Annotated in this window: 22 protein-coding genes and 3 tRNA genes; 12 read left to right on the forward strand and 13 right to left on the reverse strand. The window is 58.6% G+C overall.

From position 1 onward, the window contains the following. Positions 1-76 precede the first annotated feature (76 nt). Positions 77-1,702, reverse strand: coding sequence for a hypothetical protein (locus ACQ66M_RS00905; RefSeq protein ID WP_430401406.1), 1,626 nt, complete (start codon positions 1,700-1,702; stop codon positions 77-79). A gap of 2 nt (positions 1,703-1,704) precedes the next feature. Beyond that, positions 1,705-2,256, reverse strand: a complete 552-nt coding sequence (locus ACQ66M_RS00910) for a hypothetical protein (protein WP_430401407.1) — start codon at positions 2,254-2,256, stop codon at positions 1,705-1,707. A 144-nt stretch (positions 2,257-2,400) separates the two neighbouring features. On the opposite strand from ACQ66M_RS00910, the gene ACQ66M_RS00915 reads away from it, so the two are divergent. Next, positions 2,401-2,970, forward strand: coding sequence for an ECF-type sigma factor (locus ACQ66M_RS00915; protein WP_430401408.1), 570 nt, complete (start codon positions 2,401-2,403; stop codon positions 2,968-2,970). A 148-nt stretch (positions 2,971-3,118) separates the two neighbouring features. Here the strand turns inward: ACQ66M_RS00915 and ACQ66M_RS00920 are convergent, their stop codons facing one another. After that, a complete protein-coding gene (locus ACQ66M_RS00920) occupies positions 3,119-3,412 on the reverse strand; it encodes a hypothetical protein (RefSeq protein ID WP_430401409.1) in 294 nt (97 codons plus the stop codon). A gap of 422 nt (positions 3,413-3,834) precedes the next feature. Here ACQ66M_RS00920 and ACQ66M_RS00925 point away from each other — a divergent pair, with 422 nt between their 5' ends. After that, complete coding sequence (locus tag ACQ66M_RS00925) at positions 3,835-5,070, forward strand: APC family permease (protein ID WP_430401410.1); 1,236 nt, start codon at positions 3,835-3,837, stop codon at positions 5,068-5,070. A 234-nt stretch (positions 5,071-5,304) separates the two neighbouring features. Here ACQ66M_RS00925 and ACQ66M_RS00930 read toward each other — a convergent pair whose 3' ends face one another. From ACQ66M_RS00930 to ACQ66M_RS00970, 9 genes are all read right to left on the reverse strand, one after another. After that, positions 5,305-5,703, reverse strand: a complete 399-nt coding sequence (locus ACQ66M_RS00930) for a Coq4 family protein (RefSeq protein WP_430401411.1) — start codon at positions 5,701-5,703, stop codon at positions 5,305-5,307. Positions 5,704-5,727: 24 nt separating this feature from the next. Continuing rightward, positions 5,728-6,033, reverse strand: coding sequence for a DUF190 domain-containing protein (locus ACQ66M_RS00935; protein WP_430401412.1), 306 nt, complete (start codon positions 6,031-6,033; stop codon positions 5,728-5,730). A 10-nt stretch (positions 6,034-6,043) separates the two neighbouring features. Further along, positions 6,044-7,021, reverse strand: a complete 978-nt coding sequence (locus ACQ66M_RS00940; RefSeq protein ID WP_430401413.1) for a sodium-dependent bicarbonate transport family permease — start codon at positions 7,019-7,021, stop codon at positions 6,044-6,046. Between the two features lie 1,397 nt (positions 7,022-8,418). Next, on the reverse strand, positions 8,419-8,937 hold the full coding sequence (locus ACQ66M_RS00945) for a UGSC family (seleno)protein (RefSeq protein ID WP_430401414.1): 519 nt from the start codon (positions 8,935-8,937) through the stop codon (positions 8,419-8,421). Between the two features lie 57 nt (positions 8,938-8,994). Continuing rightward, positions 8,995-10,584, reverse strand: a complete 1,590-nt coding sequence (locus ACQ66M_RS00950) for a peroxiredoxin family protein (RefSeq protein WP_430401415.1) — start codon at positions 10,582-10,584, stop codon at positions 8,995-8,997. A gap of 71 nt (positions 10,585-10,655) precedes the next feature. Next, positions 10,656-10,750 (reverse strand) — tRNA-Sec (locus ACQ66M_RS00955). A 35-nt stretch (positions 10,751-10,785) separates the two neighbouring features. Continuing rightward, positions 10,786-12,666, reverse strand: a complete 1,881-nt coding sequence (gene selB, locus ACQ66M_RS00960; RefSeq protein ID WP_430401416.1) for a selenocysteine-specific translation elongation factor — start codon at positions 12,664-12,666, stop codon at positions 10,786-10,788. Next, positions 12,663-14,108, reverse strand: a complete 1,446-nt coding sequence (gene selA, locus ACQ66M_RS00965; RefSeq protein ID WP_430401417.1) for an L-seryl-tRNA(Sec) selenium transferase — start codon at positions 14,106-14,108, stop codon at positions 12,663-12,665. Before selA ends, selB begins: the two co-directional genes overlap by 4 nt. A 71-nt stretch (positions 14,109-14,179) precedes the next feature. Beyond that, positions 14,180-14,269, reverse strand: a tRNA-Ser gene (locus tag ACQ66M_RS00970). 181 nt (positions 14,270-14,450) lie between these two features. Between ACQ66M_RS00970 and ACQ66M_RS00975 the strand changes: the two genes are divergently transcribed. The 8 genes from ACQ66M_RS00975 (at position 14,451) to ACQ66M_RS01010 (ending at position 20,493) form a co-directional block, all read left to right on the forward strand. Beyond that, entirely contained in the window at positions 14,451-15,083 is a 633-nt protein-coding gene (locus tag ACQ66M_RS00975) for a 50S ribosomal protein L21 (RefSeq protein ID WP_430401418.1), read from the forward strand. Between the two features lie 39 nt (positions 15,084-15,122). Beyond that, on the forward strand, positions 15,123-15,392 hold the full coding sequence (gene rpmA / locus ACQ66M_RS00980) for a 50S ribosomal protein L27 (RefSeq protein WP_045693686.1): 270 nt from the start codon (positions 15,123-15,125) through the stop codon (positions 15,390-15,392). Between the two features lie 128 nt (positions 15,393-15,520). Beyond that, positions 15,521-16,045 (forward strand): GNAT family N-acetyltransferase, encoded by a 525-nt coding sequence (locus tag ACQ66M_RS00985; protein ID WP_350170289.1) that lies wholly within the window; start codon positions 15,521-15,523, stop codon positions 16,043-16,045. A gap of 9 nt (positions 16,046-16,054) precedes the next feature. Further along, a complete protein-coding gene (obgE, locus tag ACQ66M_RS00990; RefSeq protein ID WP_350170290.1) occupies positions 16,055-17,095 on the forward strand; it encodes a GTPase ObgE in 1,041 nt (346 codons plus the stop codon). Beyond that, the gene (locus ACQ66M_RS00995; RefSeq protein ID WP_430401419.1) at positions 17,083-17,439 is read left to right on the forward strand and encodes a hypothetical protein; all 357 of its coding nucleotides are present in this window, start codon (positions 17,083-17,085) and stop codon (positions 17,437-17,439) included. Before obgE ends, ACQ66M_RS00995 begins: the two co-directional genes overlap by 13 nt. Continuing rightward, positions 17,436-18,551, forward strand: a complete 1,116-nt coding sequence (gene proB, locus ACQ66M_RS01000; protein WP_430401420.1) for a glutamate 5-kinase — start codon at positions 17,436-17,438, stop codon at positions 18,549-18,551. The genes ACQ66M_RS00995 and proB overlap by 4 nt, the downstream gene beginning before the upstream one ends. Continuing rightward, the gene (locus ACQ66M_RS01005) at positions 18,548-19,027 is read left to right on the forward strand and encodes a GNAT family N-acetyltransferase (protein ID WP_430401421.1); all 480 of its coding nucleotides are present in this window, start codon (positions 18,548-18,550) and stop codon (positions 19,025-19,027) included. The genes proB and ACQ66M_RS01005 overlap by 4 nt, the downstream gene beginning before the upstream one ends. Beyond that, on the forward strand, positions 19,024-20,493 hold the full coding sequence (locus ACQ66M_RS01010) for a RimK family protein (protein ID WP_430401422.1): 1,470 nt from the start codon (positions 19,024-19,026) through the stop codon (positions 20,491-20,493). Before ACQ66M_RS01005 ends, ACQ66M_RS01010 begins: the two co-directional genes overlap by 4 nt. A 3-nt stretch (positions 20,494-20,496) precedes the next feature. Here ACQ66M_RS01010 and ACQ66M_RS01015 read toward each other — a convergent pair whose 3' ends face one another. Then, the gene (locus ACQ66M_RS01015) at positions 20,497-22,284 is read right to left on the reverse strand and encodes a long-chain-acyl-CoA synthetase (protein WP_350170295.1); all 1,788 of its coding nucleotides are present in this window, start codon (positions 22,282-22,284) and stop codon (positions 20,497-20,499) included. A 176-nt stretch (positions 22,285-22,460) separates the two neighbouring features. Between ACQ66M_RS01015 and tesB the strand changes: the two genes are divergently transcribed. Together tesB and ACQ66M_RS01025 are read left to right on the forward strand one after the other, a co-directional pair. Continuing rightward, the gene (tesB, locus tag ACQ66M_RS01020; protein WP_350170296.1) at positions 22,461-23,330 is read left to right on the forward strand and encodes an acyl-CoA thioesterase II; all 870 of its coding nucleotides are present in this window, start codon (positions 22,461-22,463) and stop codon (positions 23,328-23,330) included. Positions 23,331-23,457: 127 nt separating this feature from the next. After that, positions 23,458-23,534 (forward strand) — tRNA-Pro (locus tag ACQ66M_RS01025). The last annotated feature ends 16 nt before the right edge of the window (positions 23,535-23,550 follow it).

Below are 23,550 nucleotides of genomic sequence, written 5' to 3' on the forward strand. Positions count from 1 at the left end.
GCATCACGGTCTAGCGATGCCCGAAAACAGCACTTGCCCGGATGGGACATGGTAGATGGAGACGGAGCCATCAGCGTCATGTCCGCAGCTTGTGACCGCACTGCTTGCAAAAGTTTGCCTTGGCAAGGTTTACGGCGGAGCACTTGGCACATTCGACGCTGGCGGTTGCTGCAGCTGCGGGGGTGGTACCGCCAGGCGCGCCGCCTTCCTTGCCGCCCGCACCATGGGCGACGCCAACCGCGCCGTCCATGCCCATGCGGAACATGTCGCGCGCCTGCTCCTCTGACCGGATCTGGGCGGCGGTGGCGGCTTCGACCATGTCGCGCATGGCCTGCATGGTTTCACCAGAGGAGCTGCCCTTGGCACGAGCCTGCTCGGCCAGCACCATGGCAACATCGCTGGAGAGCCCCGCATTGATCGCGAGAATCTGTTCCGGTGACATGGTCTTGAAGGCATTGATCTCATTGGCCTTGGCCCGCGCCTTGGCGTCGAGGAGGGAGATTTCGTTACCCGCTTTCGAGTCGGCGAGCCGAATGGCGAGATTGGCTTCGGCCTCATTCGCCTGAATTTCGATTTGCTGCAGGCGGGCGATGTGATCAGCCTGCTGCTTTTGCACGGCGGCAGTGATCTCCACATCCGTGAAGGCACCGGACTTGCGCATCTGGTCAGCCTGGCTCTGCTGGACAAGTGCGATGTCGCGTTCGACACCGGCCTGGCGCTTGCGGATTTCAAGCAGCTCCACATCGTTGCGCGCGGTGGCAAGCGAGTCGTCGAACCGTGCCTTGCGCTCGATTTCAAGCGTGTTGATTTCATGGCCCAGCGCTTCCAGTTCCTGACGGCGCTTGGCGCCTTCGCGCGCATCAAGAAACTCAATCTCGCTATTAAGTGCCATGTGCTTCAGTTCATCTTCCGAAGCGCTTTGCAGCTTGGCCTGATCGACTTGGGATTTCAGCGTGATTTCTGTTGCGTCATTCTCGCGTTCGATTTCGCGCTTGATGAGTTCGAGCTGGTGGTCGAGCGCGTCCTGCCTCCGGTCGGCATCTGCGCGTTCCATGGCTGCGACTTCCTCGGTATTGATCGCCCATTCGATAGACACAGCCCGGACGATGAGGCCGAGATCACCAACAATGCGCTCGACCTCAAGCATGATGTCGGCCTGGACCTTGTCCTGCAGGGCGGTCTCACCGCGAATCTCTGCGGCGTTCATGCGTCCGATGGCAGATTCGAAGACGCGGTCTGTCAGATGGGGGCGGATGCGGTCCAGAACATCGGCCTTCGAGAGCGCCTTTCGACCGGGTGTTTCGGGATCACTGCCAGAGCGCGTGACACCGTGCATCATGCCGAGAATATTGGATGGCTTGTCGGGGTCGACCTGCAGTTCGAGTGTGGCGACGCCAACGATCTCCACCTTGTCCTTAGACATCGCCTTGAGGGTTGTCTGAACCGAGAAGGGTTTCAGGTCCGCGATCATCATTCCGATATGCGTGGAGCCGCCAACTAACCCCTTGATCTTGTCGACAACGCCGCCAACCGAAAAATGACCGCCCTTGAAGGCATCGATCAGCTGGCCGTTCTTGAACAGGAGGGCTGCATAGTCCGGCGGAACGGCGAAGCGCTTCTCGAAGAACGCCTTGAATTCGGACTGGCGCATGAATTCGGCGAGCATGCGTGGATCGCTGAGAATGACAGGTTCGGATGCCATGGCTATTTCTCCTCCCATTTACGGTTGGTGACGAAGGTGACGAGGTTGTAGAGAATGACGAGGACCGTGACGCCGACGCCGATCGGATGGGCGGTGACAACGCCCCAGAGACGTTCGCTTGCGGAATACTGCTCCATGATCCGCCCCATGAAGGTGACCTGAAACACGGTTCCGGAAATCATCGTGGCAAGCGAAAAGAGGGCCATGAACAGTGAGATAAGCCGGGCGACGCGACTGATACGCGTTTCCTTGGAGCGGGCTATGCGGCGAGCGTGCTGTTCCTCTTCGCGCTCGCGCTTGTCAAGTTCCTTGTCGAAACTCTCGCCGCGTTTGATCGCCTGCTCGCGGGCTTTCCGGTCAACGGAAAGGAAGTCCGGCTGTGCCTTTCGATTGGGGCTGCTCGAACTGGCCGTCGTGAGGTTGGATGCCGATCGGCGCCAGAGCACGAACACTGTCCAGGCCAGCCAGACGGCTGTAACCACGCAGGTGGCATTGAAGAGGATGTCGATCAGGGGCCATGCTTCGGCCGGTATTGATTGCAGGGTCTCGTCCATGGCTTGCTCCTTGCATCGGGGTTCCAATTACAGAGGCGCAGGACTTGGGCGTTTCGGTTCAGGCCGAGCATAAATATTTTTTGCTGGGTGTCGTTTGACCTTCTTTTGTGATCCTATTCTCAAGGGATTATACAGGATCAGGGTGTGGCGGATACAGACGGAACAGAAGCCAAGCAATTGCTGGACGCGTGGCGTGCAGGAGACACGCTCGCGCGTGATAGGCTCTTTACGCTTCTGTACAGCGAGTTGCGACAGGTGTCGGCGGCTCTGCTCCGGGCAGAGCGTAACAGTTCATTGTCGACGGGAGATCTCGTGAACGAGGCGGTTATGCGTCTGGTACAGCTGGATCAGATAGAATGGGCCGACAAATCCCATTTTCTCGCATTGTCGGCGCGCGCCATGCGGCGCATTCTGATCGACAATGCCCGGAAAAAGCGATCCGATAAGCGCCACCATCACAAGGTAACCCTGGTCACTCGCCTCTCCGGAATGCCAAGTGATCGCATCGATCTTGATGTACTTGAAAAGGCATTGATCCGCCTGGCTGCGATTGACAAGGAGAAAGCTGAGATTGTCGAAATGCGCTACTTTGGCGGGATGAGCCATCAGGAGATTGCGGAAGTCACCGGCACATCGGAATCCACCGTCAAGCGCGGCTGGCGGACCGCCAGGGCCTGGTTGTTGAGCGCGTTAAGCGAGGAGCGCGCAGAGTGAACAATGGCGCCTGCCGCAGCGCGCTGTCAATTGTGTGCGAACGCTTTGTCCCAGCTCTCGAACCTGCTTGTGCTTGCATGAAATTGCCGGGGCGACAAGGACCCCGGCGACCATAGTACTAGCCCGCAATCCTGTTACGGGCATGTGCTCACTTCCTGACCATCGCCAGAGCAGCACCGGCACCAAAAGCGACGCCAAACGCGATACCGACCGACGAAAGCGGATTGTTCCTGACGCGAGTGGTCAGCTTGGCGCGGGCGTCTTTTGCCTGCGCGCCTGCGACTGTCGCAAGCTGCCTGCCTTTATCGAGGGCGGTTTTGGCCGCTTCTGTCGCACCGTCCGCGACGCGGGAGGTTGTGTTCTCAGGTTCCTGGTTGAACGAATTTTTCTCAAATCCAGATTGTGTCCGGCCAGAGGAGTTCTGTGTTGCGATATCGGTCATTCTCATGTGTTCCTTTCACGGTTACGCATAAGGTTAAGACGCTGCGCCAACGCGGACGTTCCCAGCATGCTGCATGAAGTTTGCGCAACCTCCGTGTAATATCAGCCATTCAGCGAGGCACCTGGCTACAAGCGTTTAGTCAGGTGTCTCGCTGAATTTGTACAGATCTACATACCTGACATTTCCACTGTTTTTTCTAAGACGGCTAAAGTGAAGGTCGACTGATGAATGGCTCGAAACGAATTTCGGCAGGCTTCGCATACGCCAGAATCGAGACATCGTCCGCTCTCGCCTCCGGCACGGCAAGTTAGCGTCCTCAGACCGATGAATGAGATGCTTTCCGTGTCAGGAAGTGCGTCAGAAATCCAGGGGAGGCAGCCGTTTCCACGCAACTTCTTCATCACTCAGTCGTTGCAGGGTGCATGACGGCGGGCTCAGACCAATCTAAAAAAAGGCTTACACGGACAATTTCCTTACCAAGCCTCGTGTTCTACGGCGTTGGCACCATTCTCGGCGCCGGGGTCTTCGTCGTTATCGGCGAGGTCATTGGCGAAGCCGGTCGGCTTGCACCCTTGGCTTACATATTTGCGGGTCTCGTGGCGTTAGCGACGGCCCTTTCCTACGCAGAAATCGCCGCTAGGGTCCCCACCGCTGGTGGGCCTATTGATTACGTCGAAATCGCCACTGGAAATCGACATGCCGGGTCTATGGCCGGATGGATGCTGATGACCGCCAATACGGTCTCAGCCGCGACGATTGTCAGCGGTTTCATCGGTTACCTTAGTGTTTTCGCTGAACTTCCAGATTGGGTTGTGGCGATAAGCATTGTTTTCTTACTCGGTCTGATTGCTGCTGTAGGCATGAAGATGAGCACGGGCTTCATGACTGTGACGACATCCATCGGCATCTTCACCCTCCTGGCTGTGCTCTGGGCCGCGCGCCACGGACTGGCAGTCACGCCGGAGCAGACTGTAAACGGGCTTGCCAGTCTATCAACGGTGACAGCTGCGGGTCTCTTCGCGGGGTCTTTTCTTGCGCTCTATTCGTTTATCGGCTTTGGCGACATGGCACTGACAGCGGAGGAAGTGAAAGATGTCGAAAAGACAATGCCACGTGCGATTATCATCGCCTTCATCATCGTTTTTGCGTTCTACGCACTCGTTTCTGCAGCTGTCGTCGGCGCAGGATCCACTGGTCACATCGCCGAGGCCGACGCACCTCTGGTCGCAGCCGTGGTGCGTGAAGGCTGGCCAGCCTGGCCCGTGGGTCTGGCCAGCCTCGGTGTGATCGTAAATGGCGCGCTGACGCAGACGATTGGAGCCTCACGTTTGCTCATGGATATAGGGCGAGATGGCCGGGGCGCTCCTCAAGTTTTCGGACGGATCAACGACACGACCGGGACACCGCTTGCCGCGACAGGGATCATTGCAATGACGGTCATGGTTCTCGCCACACTGGTTTCTCTGAAATTCCTGGCCGAAGCCACCAGCCTCATTATCCTCCTCGTCTTCGTGGCCGTAAATACATCACTGGTATTCCTGAAACGGAAAAGTCAGCCAGCCGATGTTCCCAATATGTGGATTGGCGTTCCGGTCATTGGCGCCGTCACGTGCACAGCCGCCGCATGTGCGCAAGTCGCCCGATGGGTCGCAGGCTAAGCTGACCTGCGATTAGACAATACCATGTATCGAGGACGATAATGGGACGCTCTGCGACGCGAAGCGCGAGCATGGCGGTTTGGTTGTGTTTCCAATCCGGCTTTTCAAGCGGCTTCGCGGTTAAACGTCCCTGATAGCCCGCCTCCAAGGCGCCGGAAGATGCCGGTCAGCAACTGGCCCCATTGATTAATGGTCTGGCTGCGTTCGATGAGGGCTGTTATACGACTCAAGCTGTTATGTATTGCGGCTTGTCTGTACGGGCTGATGCCATACATTTTCCCATGAAATGAGCATCAGGGTCGGCGATTGGCGGCCAATGATCCAGGCGCTGGTAATCGTATCCATCAGAACGCGGTAAGCTTGTCCGGGTGCCGCAGCGCCAAGCACAGCCGTGATCGAGAGAAACGAGGCAGAATAGTTGTGGCCGAACTGAGCCATCTGGAAAGCCGAGTTGGCTATCTCGCGAAGCGCAATCGTCTCATAGCCGGCCGTGATGTGCCAGAGATCATGGGCCTGCAGCAGGAAACCACTCGGCCGGCCTGCGAGAATCACCTGTAGCAGCAGGTGCGGTTCGATGACTTCACCAGGGAATGCAACACAGAAGTATTCCGCTCGCAAAAATGTCTGCGTCAAACCGGCACCCGGAGCAGAAGCCGTCTAAAAGCGATCAGGCCTCAGGACCTCAACCCGAGATGTATTCAGGATGCCGATATGCTGATCGAGCAGTTCGTGAAGTTCCAACAAGACATTCCGGATCGGTGATTCATCGCTAATGGAAATGATCACGACCATGTCCTGACTGGCCGACAAATCCCTGTCACGTTGCCATCGGCTTCCTCGGCCATAACCGGAAAGTGCTGGCAGCACAGTATAACCAGAGACGCCTGCCGTTTCGAGAATGCGGCAAGCTCGCTTCAGCGCCATGCGCTCTATGATCAATTCCAGTCGGATTTTTTCGTGCACGTTTTCATCCTCAACCTTGAATCAGATTCGCGAAATAGAGGTAGAGCGGTATCCCGACCGCCAGATTGAATGGAAAGGTCACCCCAAGCGACAGTGTAAGATAAATCGATGGTTTGGCCTTGGGCATCGCAAGCCGCATCGCGGCCGGAACCGCGATATAGGACGCAGAGGCCGCGAGCACCATGAGCAGCGCCGTGTCGCCGGCCTGTATTCCGAGGCTCCAGGCGATCGCTCCGCCAAGGGCCGCTGACACAAGTGGCATATACAAACCGAATGCAACTGCGCTGAAATCCAACTGGCGCCAGCCCTGCCGCAGTCCTCTGCCTGCAGACAGCCCCATGTCCAGAAGGAAGAGGCAGAGAACGCCCTGAAAGGGATCAACAAAGAAGGGTGAAATCCGCTCCATGCCTGAGTCTCCCGTAACCCATCCTATGGCCAGCGCACCAACCAGAACCACAATAGACGCATTGAGGAGGACTTCACGATAAAGCTCGCCCGATTCCGAGCCCGCCACCGACGGCGCCTTCTTCTGGCCCCGCTGCGCCAGAATCAACGCTGTGATGATCGCGGGCGCCTCCATGAGTGCAGCAACTGCAACCATGTACCCCGAACTCTCGAGCCCCGCAGACCTGATAAATTGTGTCGCCGCGACAAACGTGACGATCGAAATGGACCCATAATGAGCAGCGGTTGCAGCAGCATCAATCCTGTCCATCCTGCTGGTCCGGCGCAAGAACGCAAAGGCAATGACAGGCAAGCAGAAGGACAGGATTATGCCCGCAGCCAGGACGGCCCAAACCTGAAGAGAGAAGTCGCTCCTTGACATCTCTACGCCTCCTTTGAGGCCAATCGCCATCATCAGATAGATCGCCAGCCCCTTTGCAAAGGCTTCAGGAATTGTCATCTGTGATCGGAGCAGGGCTGCTGAAAGCCCTAGCACAAAGAACAGCACCATTGGCGACAGCAAGGTAGCCAGAATCAGGTCCATTGGGTTTTCATGCTCCAGTGTGCGCTTGAAAAATGACCTCGCCTGGCAGCGCGCCAAGTGAGGCCAATGACTCTTTTCAAGTTGGGTGTTTCGTGTCCCTGTCTCGGGTCTGCATTCATTCTTACCCTGCAGGTGCTCATATCAGGTTAGATCGGAGTCGACCTCGTGCGACGGTCTCAGAATATGTACAAATCTGTCAGGCGGGCGACAGAAACAAGAATGATGCGAACAAGACTTTCCCATTCGGCCTCAGGACCGAAACACCTGAACCTGCAAGCCTCCAGTCAATGGTCGCGCGCATCTACATAACGACTCTGAAATAGCGGTGAGTTCGAACGGACCCCAGCTTATCGACGACCCGATATGATACTGCAGGGCCTCGTTGGAGCCGTCCCACGCGGCAATCATGTCCCGTACGTTGGAGCCCCCAAGCCGATCGACTCTCACGCGGCAGCTCCTTTTTAATCCGGACCGGCCGCGCTCCTGATCACGGACGTCCCGGATCGGAAACCTAACGGGGCGCGGACCCGGCGAGGCCTGGCAAGCTGCTCTTGCGGAGGCAACTGGAATACATCTGTAGCAAGTATCGTCATGAATGGATCTCCTGTTCGACTCCCTCAGCGAACAGGATATCCAGAAATACCGATAACAATATTCGAATTATAGTGTGGCCTTCATAGGTTTTTCTTATATCAGTGTGGCGCATTTGGGCTACCAACCTCCAGAACAAACGTTTGTGCACCGTTCTCCGGATCGCGCAGCACAGGAATAATATTCTCACCCGGCAATATTGCGTTTCAACAATTTCAACACGGCAACATCTCGCAGTGCCCGAGGCAGATGCAAATTGCTGTTCGGTTTTTCGCGCGAATACCACTTCATGTCGCACCGAACGCAGGACACCTTTTTCCTATCAGCTCGAGATATTTATCCAATTTGAAAAATGGTTTCGTCGCCCTCAACTCAATTTGGTAATCGCCATCGGAGGAGCAGATGTCCCGCTTTGAAAAGCAACGTGAATCAAGCCGATTTCTACAGACCTGGATCGGTGGCTTCCGCGTACCGGGCCTTGTCGTACAGCTCAACGCAAAGCCTCAGAATCCACCAGCAACTTTTGCAAATCCGAAACGCGATCTCGCACAATGCCGCGAAACGGGTTCTTGACCCTTTCTTGAGTCTAAACTCCCCTGCCCTGCGCCCCAAGGCCAGTTGCCCCGACACTGCCAGCGTACCCGTATTCATCGTTTGCCATTGAGCGATTCCTTGGTTGGTAGATCAGATGCGCGCGAGTGGGGATCAAGCAGCGAAACGGCTTTTGCGTTAACCGCCTGAACTAATCACCGCCATCTCGGTTCACCTTTAAAATGCCGCTCAGAGTGCGTTTCCAGCCCACTTTGTTACTTTGTGAGCGCGTCGATGATGCTGGTGAGCGCATTTTTTGCTTTGGTTCGCATTTCATCATCCGTAGCATCCTGAATAGGATGTGGGACGAGGACAAAGCGTGCGTCTTCCATGCCAAGAGCACTTCGCTGAAAATTGGCAGCTTCCTCGAACTCGGACGAAGCGATGGAGACCGATGGGATTCCCTGGATTTCAAACCAGACTGTGTCGTGCAGACTGCACGTCGTACAGGAACCTCAATCGGCCAGTGCCTCGACCAGATAGTCCACTTCGCTTGCAATTTCGCGCCGCAGGTCATCCGGACACGGCTTGGTGAAGGTTGGCTTCGAATAGCGCTTCACCGTAATGCCGGTCACGGTCGTCGTAAGCTGGCGCTCAAGCTCATCGAGCAAGACATTGCCGCGGGGCTTGCGGATGTCGAGCAGACCGACCGTACCGGTGAGCACCCCAGCTCTCGGCGTGACCTGGCGCACGACCGGCTTGCGCTCGTCAGTGGGATCAAGAATTGTTGTCATTTTCAGTCCTTCTTCTGCTCGCTTGTCTATTGAGCATAGCTGTTTGGGAGTCTGTTTCTAACCTAAATCGATCTTGCGCGACACAGATTGCGAACCGATTTCGCCGGTCGCCCACCCATGGAAAGCAGAGCTGAACTTGCCTGCATCAGATCCCGCCACAACAATATGGATATATTCCGGACCCGCGAATTTCGGCACTTCAGTCTTGAGCTTCCCCCCGCCCATTTTTTCGGCGGTTGCCTTGGGGATTCCTGCGCCTGACATTTCGTCGGCAACCATCTCGCTCAAGGGGCGCCGGGTCACTTCCTGGATTCGGGCGCGTAGCCGATCCTTGGTGTAATCTCCTTCACTCATCAGCGTGTCGATGTGCTCCGGGCAGACAACGAGAAGTGCGTCTATTGGCAGGTTTCTCAATTTCGGCAGAAACACCCCCTCCAGTCCCAATCCGATAGATCCGGCGACCTGTTCGGGCTTGCGCGATTCCTGGTCAACGATATGGACCGGGCCGCCTGTCATGGCGAAGACCGTAACGACCGAATCCTCTTTCTTGAACCCGCGCTCAACGTGAAGCGGCGGCCACGGAGAGCGTTCTTCGTTTTCTGCAAAGCACATCGTGTATTTCATCGGATTGCCAAGCGTAGAACGCTCGACACCACCGGGCTTTCCGCCACCCACATTGCCGACGATGAGGCGCAAGGCACGGCCGATCGTTGCGTTGGCGCGATTGCCAGACCCGAGCGCACCCAGACCCTTGTTCATGCCGATCCTGTCACGGATGGGACCATTGACCACGATCACTGGCGCTGCGCCCATGGTGGTGGCCGTGACACCATGAATATTGAAGGCATCGGTACAGACGGCCTCCAGGGCGGCGATGATAACGGGCATGTATTCCGGCTTGCATCCCGCCATGACCGCATTGATGGCAATCTTTTCGACGGTCGCTTCACCCATATTGGGAGGGACGGTGGCGACAAGGTCTTGCGCAGGGCGATGCGTGCCCTCGAGCATTCGCAGGACCCGTTCGGGTGTTGGCGGCACGAGCGGCAGACCATCGGAAAATCCTTGGTCGAACATGAACTCGTTTACGTCGTCCGCAGGGGCAATATCGATACGTCGCGCCTGAATCACACTTCCCTCTGCGCTTGCGCGGAGCTTGTCGTAAACTTCAGGATAAAGATGTCTGGAACCACATCCGGGACGCCACGCCGGGAGGCTTGCCCAGTCGATCTGGGCTTGCGGCACATCCAGGCTCCGGGCCAGGTCTGCACTGAGGCGTTCCCATTCTTCACGAACGAAACCCTCGAATTGCGACCTCACCCTGCCATTAGCGTCTATCCAGAACACCGAAGGCACGATCTCGATGTCCCAGTCGAAGGAGGCCTTGCAGGATGTGTCATCGAGGATCGGGAACATGAGACCGTGCCGTTCCTTGAGGGTAGCGTTGTCAGCGCCCGATTGCCCCGGCATCAATACGCGCAGCTGTTCACCGTAAGCCTTGTGAAAGGCTTCCACGACAGGCGCGGCCGTGTTGCACGTTTCACAGTCTTCCTTAACGAACACAACGAGGTGCGGGCCGTCGCCCGGAAACGTATGAGTGTCGCCGGATAGAGACTTCAGAGAGAAACTCGGTTTGGTTTCCGTCACGGGCTGACTCCTCATTGCTACATGCCATACTGGGGAGGAGAGACAAGTTTTGTCTAGGGTGACGCCGGGGCTGGCGGAGGTGGATGGGAATCGAACCCACCACACGTCTTGTCGACGCGTCCATGGTTTTGAAGACCAGGGAAGCCACCAGACTCCAGTCACCTCCACGAACAGCAGACAGTAGCTGCAGCCAGCTGTACGTCAAACGTCAGCCATATATCGCGTGTCGCCAGTACGGACTGTCGTGCCTCGTGAATCGAGATGCTCAAGAATGGGTACAATAAACTTGCGGGTTGTGTTCAGGGTCGAACGCGCCTCCCCGGTCGTAAAGGAGGTCTGCCCCGGATAGGCGGACCTGAGTGTTCTGGCCGCAGCGGCAATGGCGTCAGCGTGAAACGCGAGAGATTGCCTTAGTGAGACATTGTTCAGGCGAATGGCCGTTCCTTCGTGAATGAGCAGGGCAAGGAGGTCGGCGTCGTCAGGGCCTGTAATGAATGAATCTGGCGAAGGAGGCGCAAGACCCGATTCCTTCAGTTTTGCGGCCATGCAGGCCATGCGCTCTTGTTGCTGCACTGTCAGGTAGTGGAGGGGAGCGTGAGTTGGCAAAGCCACATCAGTACCGGAAATAACCAGCTTTCCCTCCAAGACGAGCATCGCCTCGACAAGCTCGATCAGCGCCTGTGCTGTGTGCGGGACATGCATGTGAGCACGCGGTGCGAGTGGCTTGAGCAGGCACGTCGCATGATAGGATTGAAGTCGCGCAATATATGCTTCTTTGACCTCTTCAACAGTGGATGACTCCGCGACAAGAGTGTCCGTGACGTCTATAAACATCGCTGCCAACTCCTCGCGCACGCTTGCAGCAGGACTGCGTGCAAGGCGGCAGATGTCGGCGATACGCGCAATCCCCATATGTTCTCGAGCGAGAGCTGCCGCGATCCCACGAGTGTCGCCAAGCTGTGCCGCTTTCAGGGTCTCGAGCCGTTGCTTTTTGCTGGCCTTGTTCGAGGCCGCAAAGGGATCGAGTATTATCGCTCCGCCGATCGTCTCAGCTGGTGAAAGGCAGCGGATGATTGCATGCTGGCCGGCAAAGTTGGTGATGGCCGCAGGGAAGCGAAGCCGGGCAAAGGCCGATGCGCCTGGGCTTAATTGCTCTCCCTCAAAGAGGCGGAGGCTCGCGACAGAATGGGCGGTGCCATGCATGACCCGGACCTGCTGCATGTGCTTGAGGGGACGGCGGGCGCTGGGGGACAGGCTGATAGAAACATCACATTGACTGGAAGGAGCGAATGTGTCCGGGGCATGCACAATGTCACCGGGCTTGATTTCAATGGCCGCGATGCCTCGCAGGTTAAGCGCGACGCGCTCGCCGGGATTGGCCTGAGATGTTTCCTGACCGCGCACCTGTATCCCGCGGATGGTTGTGGATCGCTGTTTGGAGGCAAGGACAAGGGCATCATCTACCCGTATCGATCCACCACGCAGCGTCCCCGTGACAACGGTGCCACGCCCTTGCGCAACGAAGACACGGTCGACAGGAAGAAAGGCCGCAGAAACTGGTTCGGTGCCGGTTGGCCCGAGGCCAAGGTGGCCCAGTGCATCGCCAAGCGCTCCTATTCCCTGCCCCGTTGTGGACGAGCAGAAAATGATTTGTGCGTCGTGATATCGAGTGCCTGACAACGCGGCGCGCAGCTCGGCTTCCCGGGTAGCGTGTTCAGTATTGGGCACCCGATCTGACTTGGTGACGGCAACAATTGCCTCATGGATGCCGAGCGATTCCACAATTTGAAGGTGCTCCAGAGTTTGTGCCTGGACGCCATCTGCTGCGGATATGACAAGAAGCGCTGCGCGGGCACCAGATGCGCCGGAGACCATGGCGCGGACGAAGTCTTCATGACCGGGGGCGTCGATGAAGTCGACCATGACATCGCCGCACTGTCGGTAGGCAAAGCCTGGCGTGATCGAGAGCCCACGTGCCTTTTCCTCCGGCAACCTGTCGGTTTCCATACCCGTAAGCGCGCGCACCAATGAGGTTTTCCCGTGATCAACGTGCCCTATGACAATGACCGGACAAGTCTTCATCGTGCGCGGACACCGCGAAACGCATGCATGACAATGGGCAGATCTTCATCGTTGAGGGTGCGGGCGTCCATCACGAAGCGGTCACCCCTGATGAGACCTATGATTGGAATTTCGTTGGAGCGCAGGGCAGCAACAAGCGCATCCGCGGTATAAGACGGTGCAGACAGAGAGACGGCATAGCTTTCCAGATCTTGCTGGGGGAGAGAACCTCCGCCGACATAGGCTGCGCTCTTGGCAACGGTTACGTCTTCCAGACCAGACGCGATGAGCGCGTCGGCAAGCCAGTCGGCTCGCGCGCGAACTTCACCGACGGTTTGTGCGATGGCCCGAAGGACAGGCACGCTTTGGAGAGGATTGTGAGGTTCCCGGTAGAGCCGGAGTGTTGCCTCGAGCGCCGCGAGCGAGAGCTTGTCAATTCGCACAGCCCGGCAGAGCGGGTGAGCCTTCAGGCTACCCACCAGATCGGCGCGTCCGGCAATAATACCTGACTGGGGACCGCCGAGCAGTTTGTCACCCGAAAACATGACAAGATCGACCCCCGACCTCAGGATGTCAGACACGACAGGTTCATCGCGCAAACCATAGGCGGACAGGTCGATCAGGACGCCACTGCCGAGGTCTTCCATGAGGATGGTGTCTGTATTGCGCGCAAGCAGGGCGAGATCTTCTCGCTTGGGTGCTGACGTAAATCCGACGACGCGGAAATTACTCGTGTGACTTTTTAGGATGACAGCCGTCTCGCTGTCTATGGCGCGCTCATAGTCCGAGGCACGGGTTTTATTTGTCGAGCCGACTTCTTTGAGGATCGCACCACTTTGCTCGATGACGTCAGGCAGCCGAAAAGCACCACCAATTTCGATCAGTTCACCACGTGACGCGATGACTTTCTTACCCTGCGCAGTTGCCATCAGGCTGAGCAAAACAGCCGCAGCGCAATTGTTCACGACGAGGGCGGCTTCAGCACCCGTCAGGTCGCAGATGAGATCTTCGACATGGGCGTAGCGGGAGCCTCGCTTTCCGGTATTGAGGTCGACCTCAAGGTTTGAATAGTTTGCCCCAACTTCCTGCATAGCGGCTATCGCTTCAGGCGCGAGACGCGCCCGGCCGAGATTGGTATGGATGATAATGCCCGTCGCATTGATGACCGAGCGCATACTCGGCCGACGCCGCGCTTCGATCGAACTGGCAAGGCTGGTGGCAAAGGTTTCGCTCTCGAAATCAGGGAGGCTGGTCCTGGCGCCCGACCGCACGCTGCCACGCAGGGCTTCAAGCATAGAACGAAGAGCCCGCGTAACCTCCGGGCGTGTGTAAGTCTGAAGTAACGCCCGGATGTGCGCTTTTTCCAGGAGCGCTTGCATCTGCGGCAATTGTCTCAATAGATTATCCAAGTGTTTTGACCCTATCGCCTCGCGCCAGTGTAGGCATGCACTGAGGCCGTTCAAGTTGAAACACCAGGTGCGAATCCTGGGACATTGCCAATGAGATGCTGTGTCCGGGTCGGACAAAGACTGGCTGGCGGAGAGACAGGGATTCGAACCCTGGGTACCCTTGCGAGCACATTAGTTTTCGAGACTAACCTATTCAACCACTCTAGCACCTCTCCGCGCCCCGGTGGGAAGGGAGGTGACCTATACTGACTGCAAGAAGATTTCAACCACCTGAAATCGCCTGAAGATGACATTTGACAGCAGGTCCGGTTTGGTGTTTACCCCCCGCTTCAGGCGCGGACCGGCAACGGTTTCGCGCGTATTCCATTTTGATTTCATGCCGGAAGGATGAGACCCATGTTCGCGGTCATCAAGACAGGTGGCAAGCAGTACAAAGTTTCCGAGGGCGACACGATCGTCATTGAGAAACTGGATACTGAAGCCGGTAAAGACGTGACGTTCGACAACGTCCTGATGCTCGGAAGCGGTGAGTCCGTTACGGTTGGCGCGCCTCTCGTGGCTGGCGCGACTGTTTCCGGCGAAATCGCAGAGCACATGCGCGGTCCCAAGCTGATCACGCGCAAGAAGCGCCAGCGCCAGACTTATCGCCGCACAATCGGCCACAAGCAGCACCTGACGACCGTGACGATCACGTCGATCAATGCTGACGGCGCCAAGCCTGCGAAAAAGCCTGCTGCCAAGAAAGAAGCCGCCCCAAAGGCTGAAACGGCCGCCGCTGAGGCTCCGAAGCCTGCAGCAGCAGGCGCGCCGGCCGCAGAAGGCACTTCCGCCGACAATCTGAAAAAGATGACCGGTGTCGGCCCCGCGCTCGAGAAAAAGCTGAACGCTGCCGGAATTACGACATTCTCGCAGATCGCTGCCCTCACCGAGCCGCAGATTGCCGAACTCGAAGAACAGCTGAGCCTGACTGGCCGTTTTGAAAAAGACGGCTGGGTCGCACAGGCTCAAGAATTCGCCAAGGACGCATAAGGGCGCTATAAGCCCCTTCAGACAGGACAGGAGCAGAGTATGGCTCACAAAAAATCAGGCGGCTCGTCACGTAACGGTCGCGATTCGAACCCGAAATACCTTGGCGTCAAGAAGTATGGCGGCGAGCACGTCGTTCCGGGAAATATCATCGTGCGCCAGCGCGGTACGCAGAAATATCCGGGCAAGGGCGTCGGCATGGGCCGCGACCACACCCTGTTTGCGCTGACCGAAGGCAAGATCGAGTTTGCCAAGAAGACCGGCGGCCGCATGTACGTAAATATTGTACCGCTCGCGAACGCAGCAGAATAGCGGCTGACAGCGCGGCCGCGGGAACGTGGCCGGATCGCGAAAGTCGATCATTCCGAAGGGGAGGCAGGCCACTGCTTCCCCTTTTTCTTTGCCCTCCCCTGCCCTTGTCCTGCCCTGAGGAGGCGAAGATGAGTGACGAAATGAGGACGCAGCGGCTGCTGTTAAGGCCGGTCGGGCCTGTTGATGCCGGCCCGATCACGCAGGTGGTGCAGAATCCCGGCGTCTACCGCATGCTTGCCAGCGTGGCGCCTGGCCAGTGCAAGGCCCAGACACTGGGCTGGATTGCCGGTCATGGCGCCGCCGCAACGTCAGACCGTGAACATGTCAGGGCGATGATCCTGGACGGCGAACTTGTCGGGGTCATTGGGGCGAACCGGAAGGTGGCCGGCTTGCCTTTCACGATCGGCTACTGGCTCTCGCCCTCAGCTTGGGGCAAGGGCCTGACCACGGAAGCGGCAGCGGCCCTGCTCTCATGGCTGGAACGGCGGGGCGAGACTGCCTTTCTGTCGGGCCACTTTGCGGACAATCCGGCATCAGGGCGGGTCTTGCAAAAGCTCGGCTTCATGCGGGCCGGCCGCAGCAAACTGTTTTCCCTCGGCAGGGGCGAAGCGGTTGATCACTTCGACATGGCGCGGATCGCGCGAAACGCGTAAGAGGACCCGATGAAATTTCTTGATCAGGCCAAAGTCTATATCAAATCCGGCGGCGGCGGAGCGGGGTGCGTCTCGTTCCGGCGCGAGAAGTATGTCGAGTATGGCGGTCCTGACGGGGGCGATGGGGGGCGTGGAGGTGATGTGTGGGCCGAGGCAGTCGACGGCCTCAACACGCTGATCGACTATCGCTATCAGCAACATCACAAGGCCAAGCGTGGCGGTCACGGCATGGGCAAGCAGCGCACCGGCGCCAAGGGTGATGACGTCACGCTGAAACTGCCGATCGGGACCCAGATTTTCGAGGATGACCAGGAAACGCTGATTGCAGACCTGACGGAAGTGGGACAGCGTGTCCTGCTGGCCACCGGCGGCAATGGCGGCTGGGGCAATCTTCGCTTCAAGTCATCGACAAACCAGGCGCCGCGCCGGGCCAATGCCGGCGAAGAAGGCGAGGAGCGCTGGTTGTGGCTGCGCCTGAAACTGATCGCAGACGCCGGGCTTGTCGGACTGCCGAATGCCGGCAAATCGACCTTCCTGAGCGCCGTAACGGCCGCAAATCCCAAGATCGCCGACTATCCTTTCACCACGCTTGATCCTGGCCTGGGCGTGGTCGACCTTGGTCCGAACACGCGTTTCGTGCTGGCAGATATTCCGGGCCTGATCGAAGGCGCCGCCGAAGGCGCCGGTCTCGGCCATCGTTTTCTCGGGCATATCGAGCGCTGCAAGGTGCTGCTGCATCTGATCGACTGCACCCAGGACAACCCGGCTGAGGCATATCGCACGATCCGCAAGGAGCTGGAGGATTACAGCCCGGAACTGGCCGAGCGACCCGAAATCGTCGGCCTGAACAAGATTGATGCGCTGAACCCGGAACTTGTCGCCGAGCAGGTCAAGCAGCTTAAGAAAGCCTATAAGGGCAAGCCGCTTCTTATCTCAGGTGTCACCGGGACCGGCGTTCGCGAGGCGCTCTTTGCGATTGTAAAACATCTGGGACTGCAGGCTGAAGCTGAGGCAGATGGCGCGGACGAGGACGGGTCATGGTCCCCCTGAGCGCCGCGCGGCGCGCGCTAGTGATGATGATGGTGCGGCTCTGTATTGAGGCGCCCGCACTTGCCGCATTTGATCACAACGCCATGCGCGTCGTGATGGCCGACATTCACAAGAAGCGTGGTCTTGCAGGATCCGCAGCGATAGGTCTCGTCGCCGCCGCCTTCACGCACGGGGCTGCCAGCGGTGTGCTCAAGGATATCCGCTCCGGCAGCAGCCTCAGGCGTGAGAAGAATCATGTCGAATTGGGGCATCGGTTCGGCCTTGTCGAAAGTGGATCGGGATTAGCAGTCCACACAGCACAGGGCTGGCCAAATTTCCAGTACCGGATGAGTGTTTGCACATGACACGGGATGTGTTCCAGAATGCAAAGCGGATCGTTGTAAAGACAGGCTCCGCACTGATGGCCGACCGCGGGGCTGCGCGTACCGACTGGCTGGCGCGACTGGCAACCGACATTGCTGATCTGCGCGCACGGGGCAAGGAGGTTATCCTTGTGTCGTCTGGCGCAGTGGCGCTGGGACGGGTTGACCTCGGTTCACCCTCCCCTGCCCGATTGGACCAGAAACAGGCGGCAGCGGCGATCGGGCAGCCGCGCCTGATGGCTGCGCTTGCAGGGGCCTTCGCCCCGCATGGCGTGACCGTCGGACAGGCGCTGCTCACATTGAGCGACACCGAAATACGCCGGCGCTGGCTGAATGCTCGGGCAACGCTGGATACGTTGCTCGACGCGGGCATTGTGCCGGTGATCAATGAGAATGACACGGTTGCGACGGATGAAATCCGTTATGGAGACAATGACCGTCTGGCGGCGCGGGTGGCGCAGATGATGGGCGCGGATCTGCTGGTCCTCTTGTCTGACATTGACGGATTGTACACGGCAGACCCGAATACGGACCCGAACGCGACACACATCCCTGTTCTTAAAGAACTTTCTGCCGAGCACGATGCCATGGCAACGGGCGCCAATGTGGCGTCTGGTGTGGGGTCTGGCGGCATGGTAACCAAGCTGGCAGCGGCCAGGATAGCGCATGCTGCGGGGTGTTCGACGATTATCACGCGGGGCAACCGGGACCAGCCGCTCCGAGCCATCGAGAACGGCGCGCTGTCGACGCTGATTGTCGCCAACATTACACCAGCCACGGCACGCGAAGCCTGGTTGATGGGCCATTTGAAGCCCGAAGGCACGCTGATCGTGGACGCGGGCGCTGCACGGGCCCTGCAGGCGGGAGCGAGCCTGCTGGCCGTGGGGGTGACGGGGGTGGACGGGGTGTTCGAGCGGGGAGCTGCAGTGGCGGTCAGGTTGGCTGACGGCAAGACGATCGCCAAGGGCGTGACATCCTATGGTTCAGCCGACATCCTGCGCATACTCGGCCTGCAAAGCGACGAAGTTGAAGCCGCCCTCGGCTATCGCGGCCGCCCCGCCATTATTCACCGGGATGACATGGTGCGCGCATGAGCGATGCCGGCGCGGTGCAAATTCGACTGGCTTCGGCAGCTGATCTGGATGCGCTGGTCGGCATTGAAGACTCCTTTCCTGACGAAGACCGCTTCGCGAAACGGACCTGGAAACGCCTTCTGATTGGACACACGGTCGCGCATGTCGCGGTTCTGGACGGAACCGTCGTGGGGGCAGCCGTGTTGCTTTTTCGACGAGGCAGCCGGGCGGCACGACTGTACACACTGTCTGTCGCGCCGGAATTGCGGGGCAAGGGTATTGCCCGGCAGCTCCTGGCGGCTGGCGAGGCTGCGGCCAAACAAAAAGGATGCGAACGCATGCGTCTGGAAGCGCGCGAATCAAACCAGAATGCTATTCTGCTTTACGAGCGCAGCGGTTATCGCGTAATTGCGCGCGTGCCTGGCTATTACCCGAATGGAGAGACCGCGGTGCGGATGGAGAAGCCTCTGGGCAGTTCCGAAAGTTCGAGCCGATGACCGACTGGGTGATCCTCGTCGAATCAGCGAGCGATATTTCACAAGCCGAAACACCTCACAAGGTTCTGCGGGTCAGTGACTACATCTCCAAACCGGCTTTGTTCGCCGGACGCCGACCCTATGTCCTGAACCTGTCGCGGTCATACGCCTACCAGTCGGAAGGTTATTATGCGTCCCTCTTAGGCGAAGCCCGCGGGCACCGCGTCAGTCCCAGTGTGCAGACCATGGTCGAACTGTCGGCCAAGGGACTCTATGCCCACGCCCTGCCCGACCTGGGCGAGCGGGTGCGCGAGGCCCGGGCCAAGGGCGCGCCTGAAATTTCCAGCCTGTTTGTGGCCTTCTCGAAATCGGAAGTTCCCGGTTACGAAAAGCTTGCCAGGGAAGTGTCAGACTGGTTCCGGACGCCTGCGTTGGAAGTCGAGTTCGACGAGAGTGCACCAAGCGGCATTGCTCGGGTTCGCATGATGTCACCGCACAAATTGAAGGACGCAAGGCGCACCTTTTTCCTCGAGGCGATGGCGACCTATACGAGCGGCCGGATCAGCGCGCCAAAAACCCGCACGCCGGCCAAGTGGTCGCTGGCCGTTCTGGTCGATCCGAAGGAACAGCATGCGCCGTCCAAGCCCGCCTCTATCAAGCGCCTCGCCGATGTCGCCGCCAAGATGGGCGTGGAAGTCGAGCTGATCGAGCCGTCGGACCTGACCAGCCTGGCCGAATTTGACGCGCTGTTCATTCGCGCGACGACCTCCATCGACAATTTCACTTATCGGTTCGCGCGCCGAGCCGAGCAGGAAGGCATGCCGGTTATCGACGATACGCATTCGATGATCCGCTGCACCAACAAAGTCTACCTGAAGGAAATCCTGGAGAAGGCGGGCCTGCCAATTCCCCGGACCGAAATCCTTGACGAGAAGTCAGACCTGGCCGCCGCGTTTGCCGTGCTTGGATCCCCCGTCATCCTGAAGACACCGGACGGGTCGTTCGGGAACCATATGGTCAAGGCGACGACGCTGGAGGAACTGAAAACGGCCGTCAAAGGCATGTTCAACGACACCGCGCTGGTGATTGCCCAGGAATTCATGCCGACCAAGTTCGACTGGCGTATCGGCGTACTGAACGGCGAACCGCTCTATGCCTGCCAGTACCGGATGGCCCGTGGCCACTGGCAGATCGTCAAGCACGCCCCCGGCGGCAAGACAACCGAAGGCGGCTTCACGACGATGCCGGTCGAGGATGCCCCGCCGGATGTTGTCGACGTCGCTGTGCGTGCGGCGCGCCTGATCGGCGACGGCCTTTACGGCGTGGACCTGAAAGAAACCGACAAGGGCGTCGTGATCATTGAGATCAATGACAATCCGAGCATCGACCATGATGTCGAAGGCGCCGTGATGAAGGACGAGATCTGGCGCCGGATCATCTCGTGGTTTTCAACGCGCCTGGAACAGCGGATGGCGCGTTCAGGCTAGACGCTAGAACTTGAAGGCGCCGGACCGGAGCGAGTCAAAGCGATCTTGCGTGAACGGCACATATTCCTTGCGTTCAGGATGATACATCCAGATCGGATCTGTCACGTCATCCACGTTGAAGCCGTCCTGGACCAGCTCCACCTTGCGATACTTGAACGTGCCGGTCGTCTCGGCATCACGCTGGATCCGGATGAAGATTGGGATGGCATAGGGCGGCAGCTTCTCGTCCAGCGCCTTGTAGAGCCCTTCAAAATCAACGTCGTCATCCGTCGTCACAGCCGCCATGCCCGCCTTGCCGTCATAGCCCGGAAGCGGAACCCCATAGACATTGGCCGTGGCGATGCCCGGAATGCTGGATAGCGCTTCACCGACCTCATTCGTGGAAACGTTCTCGCCCTTCCACCGGAACGTGTCCCCGATCCGGTCGACAAAGTAGATATAACCATCCTTGTCCTTGCGCATGAGGTCGCCGGTGCGGAACCACATGTCGCCCTTCTCGAACACGTCCTTGAGGATCTTCTTCTTGGTGGCCTGTTCGTCATTATAGCCTTCGAAACGGTGGCGGACATCTTCTCCGATGAGGCCGAGCGCCTCGCCAGCCTCATCGACATCCGTGCGGATGCAAAAGCCTTCAGCATTGCGCACAGGCTCTTCTGTCTCGATGTCAAACTTCACAAAGGCAATATTCGCGAACTGCTTCTCCAGCCAGCCCGGAATGCGGCCCACTGCGCCGACCTTGCCGTCAAAGTTGAGGAAGCTGACATTGCCTTCGGTCGAACCATAGAATTCGCAAAGGTGAGGGATCTTGAAGCGTTCGAGAAACTCCGCCCAGACTTCCGGTCGCAGGCCGTTGCCGAAACCGGTGCGGATCTTGTGCGCCCGCTCCTTCGGGTGCGGCGACTGGTTCAGCAGGTAGCGGCACAACTCGCCGATATAGACGATGGACGTGGCGCCCTGGTCGGTTGCCTCGTCCCAGAAGGCACTCGCCGAAAACTTGCGGCGAAGGATGATCGACGCTCCGGTCATCACCGCCTGGCCAACACCGCAGAGGCCACCCGTGCCATGATAGAGCGGCAGTGTCAGATAGATGCGATCCCGCTCGGTGATGTTGCAGGGCGCAATGAAGCTGCGCATCATGCCTTGCGTGCGGGCATAGGTAAGCTTGGCGGCTTTCGGCAGGCCCGTCGTGCCGGATGTATAGACATAGAGGCAGAGGTCGCGGCCAAAAAGCGCCGCGCGGTGTTCGCGGGACGGCCGCGCGGCGGAGACGCCCGCCATCGCGGCCTCAAGGTCAGCCCCCTCGGTCCCGCCAAGTGTCCAGACCGGTGGGCTGGCGGTGAACAGGCCCTGCGAACCGCGGATCACATTGTCTTGCTCGGTTCCGGTGATGACATGCTTTGCTCCGGAAATATTGATGCAGTGCGCGAGCGAATCGCCCTCGAGATTCGAGTTGATCAGCGCGGTGACGACGCCGATCTTGGACATGCCGTACCATACCGCGACATAGTCGGGCCGGTTTTCCATGAACAGGGCAACGCAGTCTCCCGCCTTGAGCCCCTGCTCCAGCGCCCAGTTGGCGATACGGTTGGCGCGCGCGTCGAACTCGTCATACGTGGTCAGCGTCCCTTCGAAGCGGAACGCGACATTGGCCCCATGCCTGTCGACCACGCCCTCGATGTCATCGGGGACAAGGTTTTGCGAATCCGGGCTGATATCACCGGTCCATTTCGTGAGGGCACGTACTGAGAGGAAGTATTTGACTTCGCGGACAAGAATGGAAACGAAATTCATATAGACATTATCCTGCAGGCGGACGGGCGCATTTCGGCCCGAAATCACTATTCTCGACAAGGTGAACGCGGGATTGGCTGAATTGTCAAAGGGGTGCAGCCATCGGCCCGCAATGACGGGTTTGCAGGCGCAGGCGTCTCTGATAGGTCCGGTCGATGCGAAACGGAGTGCGCGCGATGTCTGATCCTGTCGGAAACCTCTTGGAATTGCTGGATATCGAGCGGCTGGAGCTCGACCTCTTTCGCGGCCAGAGCCCGGACGAGCGTGCCAACCAGCGCGTGTTCGGCGGTCAGGTGATTGCGCAAGCGCTTGTCGCTGCCCAGCGCACGGTAACTGACCGGATGTGCCACTCCCTCCACGCCTATTTCATCCGGCCTGGCGACCCGAAAGTTCCGATCATCTACCAGGTCGACCACGCGCGGGACGGCGGCAGCTTCACCACGCGGCGGGTCGTTGCGATTCAGCACGGCAAGCAGATATTCAACCTCGCGGCCAGCTTCCAGGTGGCCGAAGACAGCTGGGAACACCAGCACGACATGCCCGACGTGCCGCCCCCTGAGTCGCTCAAGGAACTGCGCGAGCGGCGCCTGGAAATTGTCGACAAGGTGCCGGACCGCCTGCGTGAGGAATTCACGCGCGAACGCGATATCGAAATGCGCGATGTTTCGCCGCTCGACCTGTTCCATCCGGAACCGTCAAGCGACGTGCATCAGGTCTGGTTCCGGGTGGCCCGTGAGGTGGGCGACGATCCGGCACTTCACCAGTGCCTGCTCGCCTATGCCTCCGACATGAGCCTGCTTGGCACAGGCAACCGGCCGCACGGACTGACCTGGTTTGATCCGAAGCTGATGTCTGCGAGCCTCGACCATGCCATCTGGTTCCATGCACCGGTTACATTCTCCGACTGGCACCTATACGCGATGGACAGCCCGTTTGCCGGCAGCGGCCGCAGTTTCAACCGGGGCAGCATATATAACCGACAGGGCAAGCTGGTTGCCAGTGTTGCGCAAGAGGGCCTGATGCGCATGAAGAAGCCCAAGACCTGACCTTCTTCAGCCGAACAGCGTGAATAGAGCCTTGTTTGGCCGGATTTTTTCAGCTGTCCGCAAAACTGTTGAAAATAACAGACAAAAGGGGCTTGCGCGCGCCAGCACGCTCATTATTACGGGACTCCGGAGCGTAGCGCAGCCTGGTAGCGCATCTGGTTTGGGACCAGAGGGTCGGAGGTTCGAATCCTCTCGCTCCGACCAAAACCTTCTCGAAGAC

It is taken from the genome of Hyphomonas sp. (assembly GCF_965284475.1).
Taxonomy (GTDB): domain Bacteria; phylum Pseudomonadota; class Alphaproteobacteria; order Caulobacterales; family Hyphomonadaceae; genus Hyphomonas.

What these genes read in the sequence shown, in the direction of transcription:
- ACQ66M_RS00920 (WP_430401409.1), bottom strand. Translation starts at nt 3,412, where the DNA reads ATGACCGATATCGCAACACAGAACTCCTCTGGCCGGACACAATCTGGA.
- obgE (WP_350170290.1), top strand. Translation starts at nt 16,055, where the DNA reads ATGAAATTTCTTGATCAGGCCAAAGTCTATATCAAATCCGGCGGCGGC.
- rpmA (WP_045693686.1), top strand. Translation starts at nt 15,123, where the DNA reads ATGGCTCACAAAAAATCAGGCGGCTCGTCACGTAACGGTCGCGATTCG.
- ACQ66M_RS00995 (WP_430401419.1), top strand. Translation starts at nt 17,083, where the DNA reads ATGGTCCCCCTGAGCGCCGCGCGGCGCGCGCTAGTGATGATGATGGTG.
- ACQ66M_RS01005 (WP_430401421.1), top strand. Translation starts at nt 18,548, where the DNA reads ATGAGCGATGCCGGCGCGGTGCAAATTCGACTGGCTTCGGCAGCTGAT.
- ACQ66M_RS00925 (WP_430401410.1), top strand. Translation starts at nt 3,835, where the DNA reads ATGACGGCGGGCTCAGACCAATCTAAAAAAAGGCTTACACGGACAATT.
- selB (WP_430401416.1), bottom strand. Translation starts at nt 12,666, where the DNA reads ATGAAGACTTGTCCGGTCATTGTCATAGGGCACGTTGATCACGGGAAA.
- proB (WP_430401420.1), top strand. Translation starts at nt 17,436, where the DNA reads ATGACACGGGATGTGTTCCAGAATGCAAAGCGGATCGTTGTAAAGACA.
- ACQ66M_RS01010 (WP_430401422.1), top strand. Translation starts at nt 19,024, where the DNA reads ATGACCGACTGGGTGATCCTCGTCGAATCAGCGAGCGATATTTCACAA.
- ACQ66M_RS00985 (WP_350170289.1), top strand. Translation starts at nt 15,521, where the DNA reads ATGAGTGACGAAATGAGGACGCAGCGGCTGCTGTTAAGGCCGGTCGGG.
- tesB (WP_350170296.1), top strand. Translation starts at nt 22,461, where the DNA reads ATGTCTGATCCTGTCGGAAACCTCTTGGAATTGCTGGATATCGAGCGG.
- ACQ66M_RS01015 (WP_350170295.1), bottom strand. Translation starts at nt 22,284, where the DNA reads ATGAATTTCGTTTCCATTCTTGTCCGCGAAGTCAAATACTTCCTCTCA.
- ACQ66M_RS00905 (WP_430401406.1), bottom strand. Translation starts at nt 1,702, where the DNA reads ATGGCATCCGAACCTGTCATTCTCAGCGATCCACGCATGCTCGCCGAA.
- ACQ66M_RS00910 (WP_430401407.1), bottom strand. Translation starts at nt 2,256, where the DNA reads ATGGACGAGACCCTGCAATCAATACCGGCCGAAGCATGGCCCCTGATC.
- ACQ66M_RS00940 (WP_430401413.1), bottom strand. Translation starts at nt 7,021, where the DNA reads ATGGACCTGATTCTGGCTACCTTGCTGTCGCCAATGGTGCTGTTCTTT.
- ACQ66M_RS00975 (WP_430401418.1), top strand. Translation starts at nt 14,451, where the DNA reads ATGTTCGCGGTCATCAAGACAGGTGGCAAGCAGTACAAAGTTTCCGAG.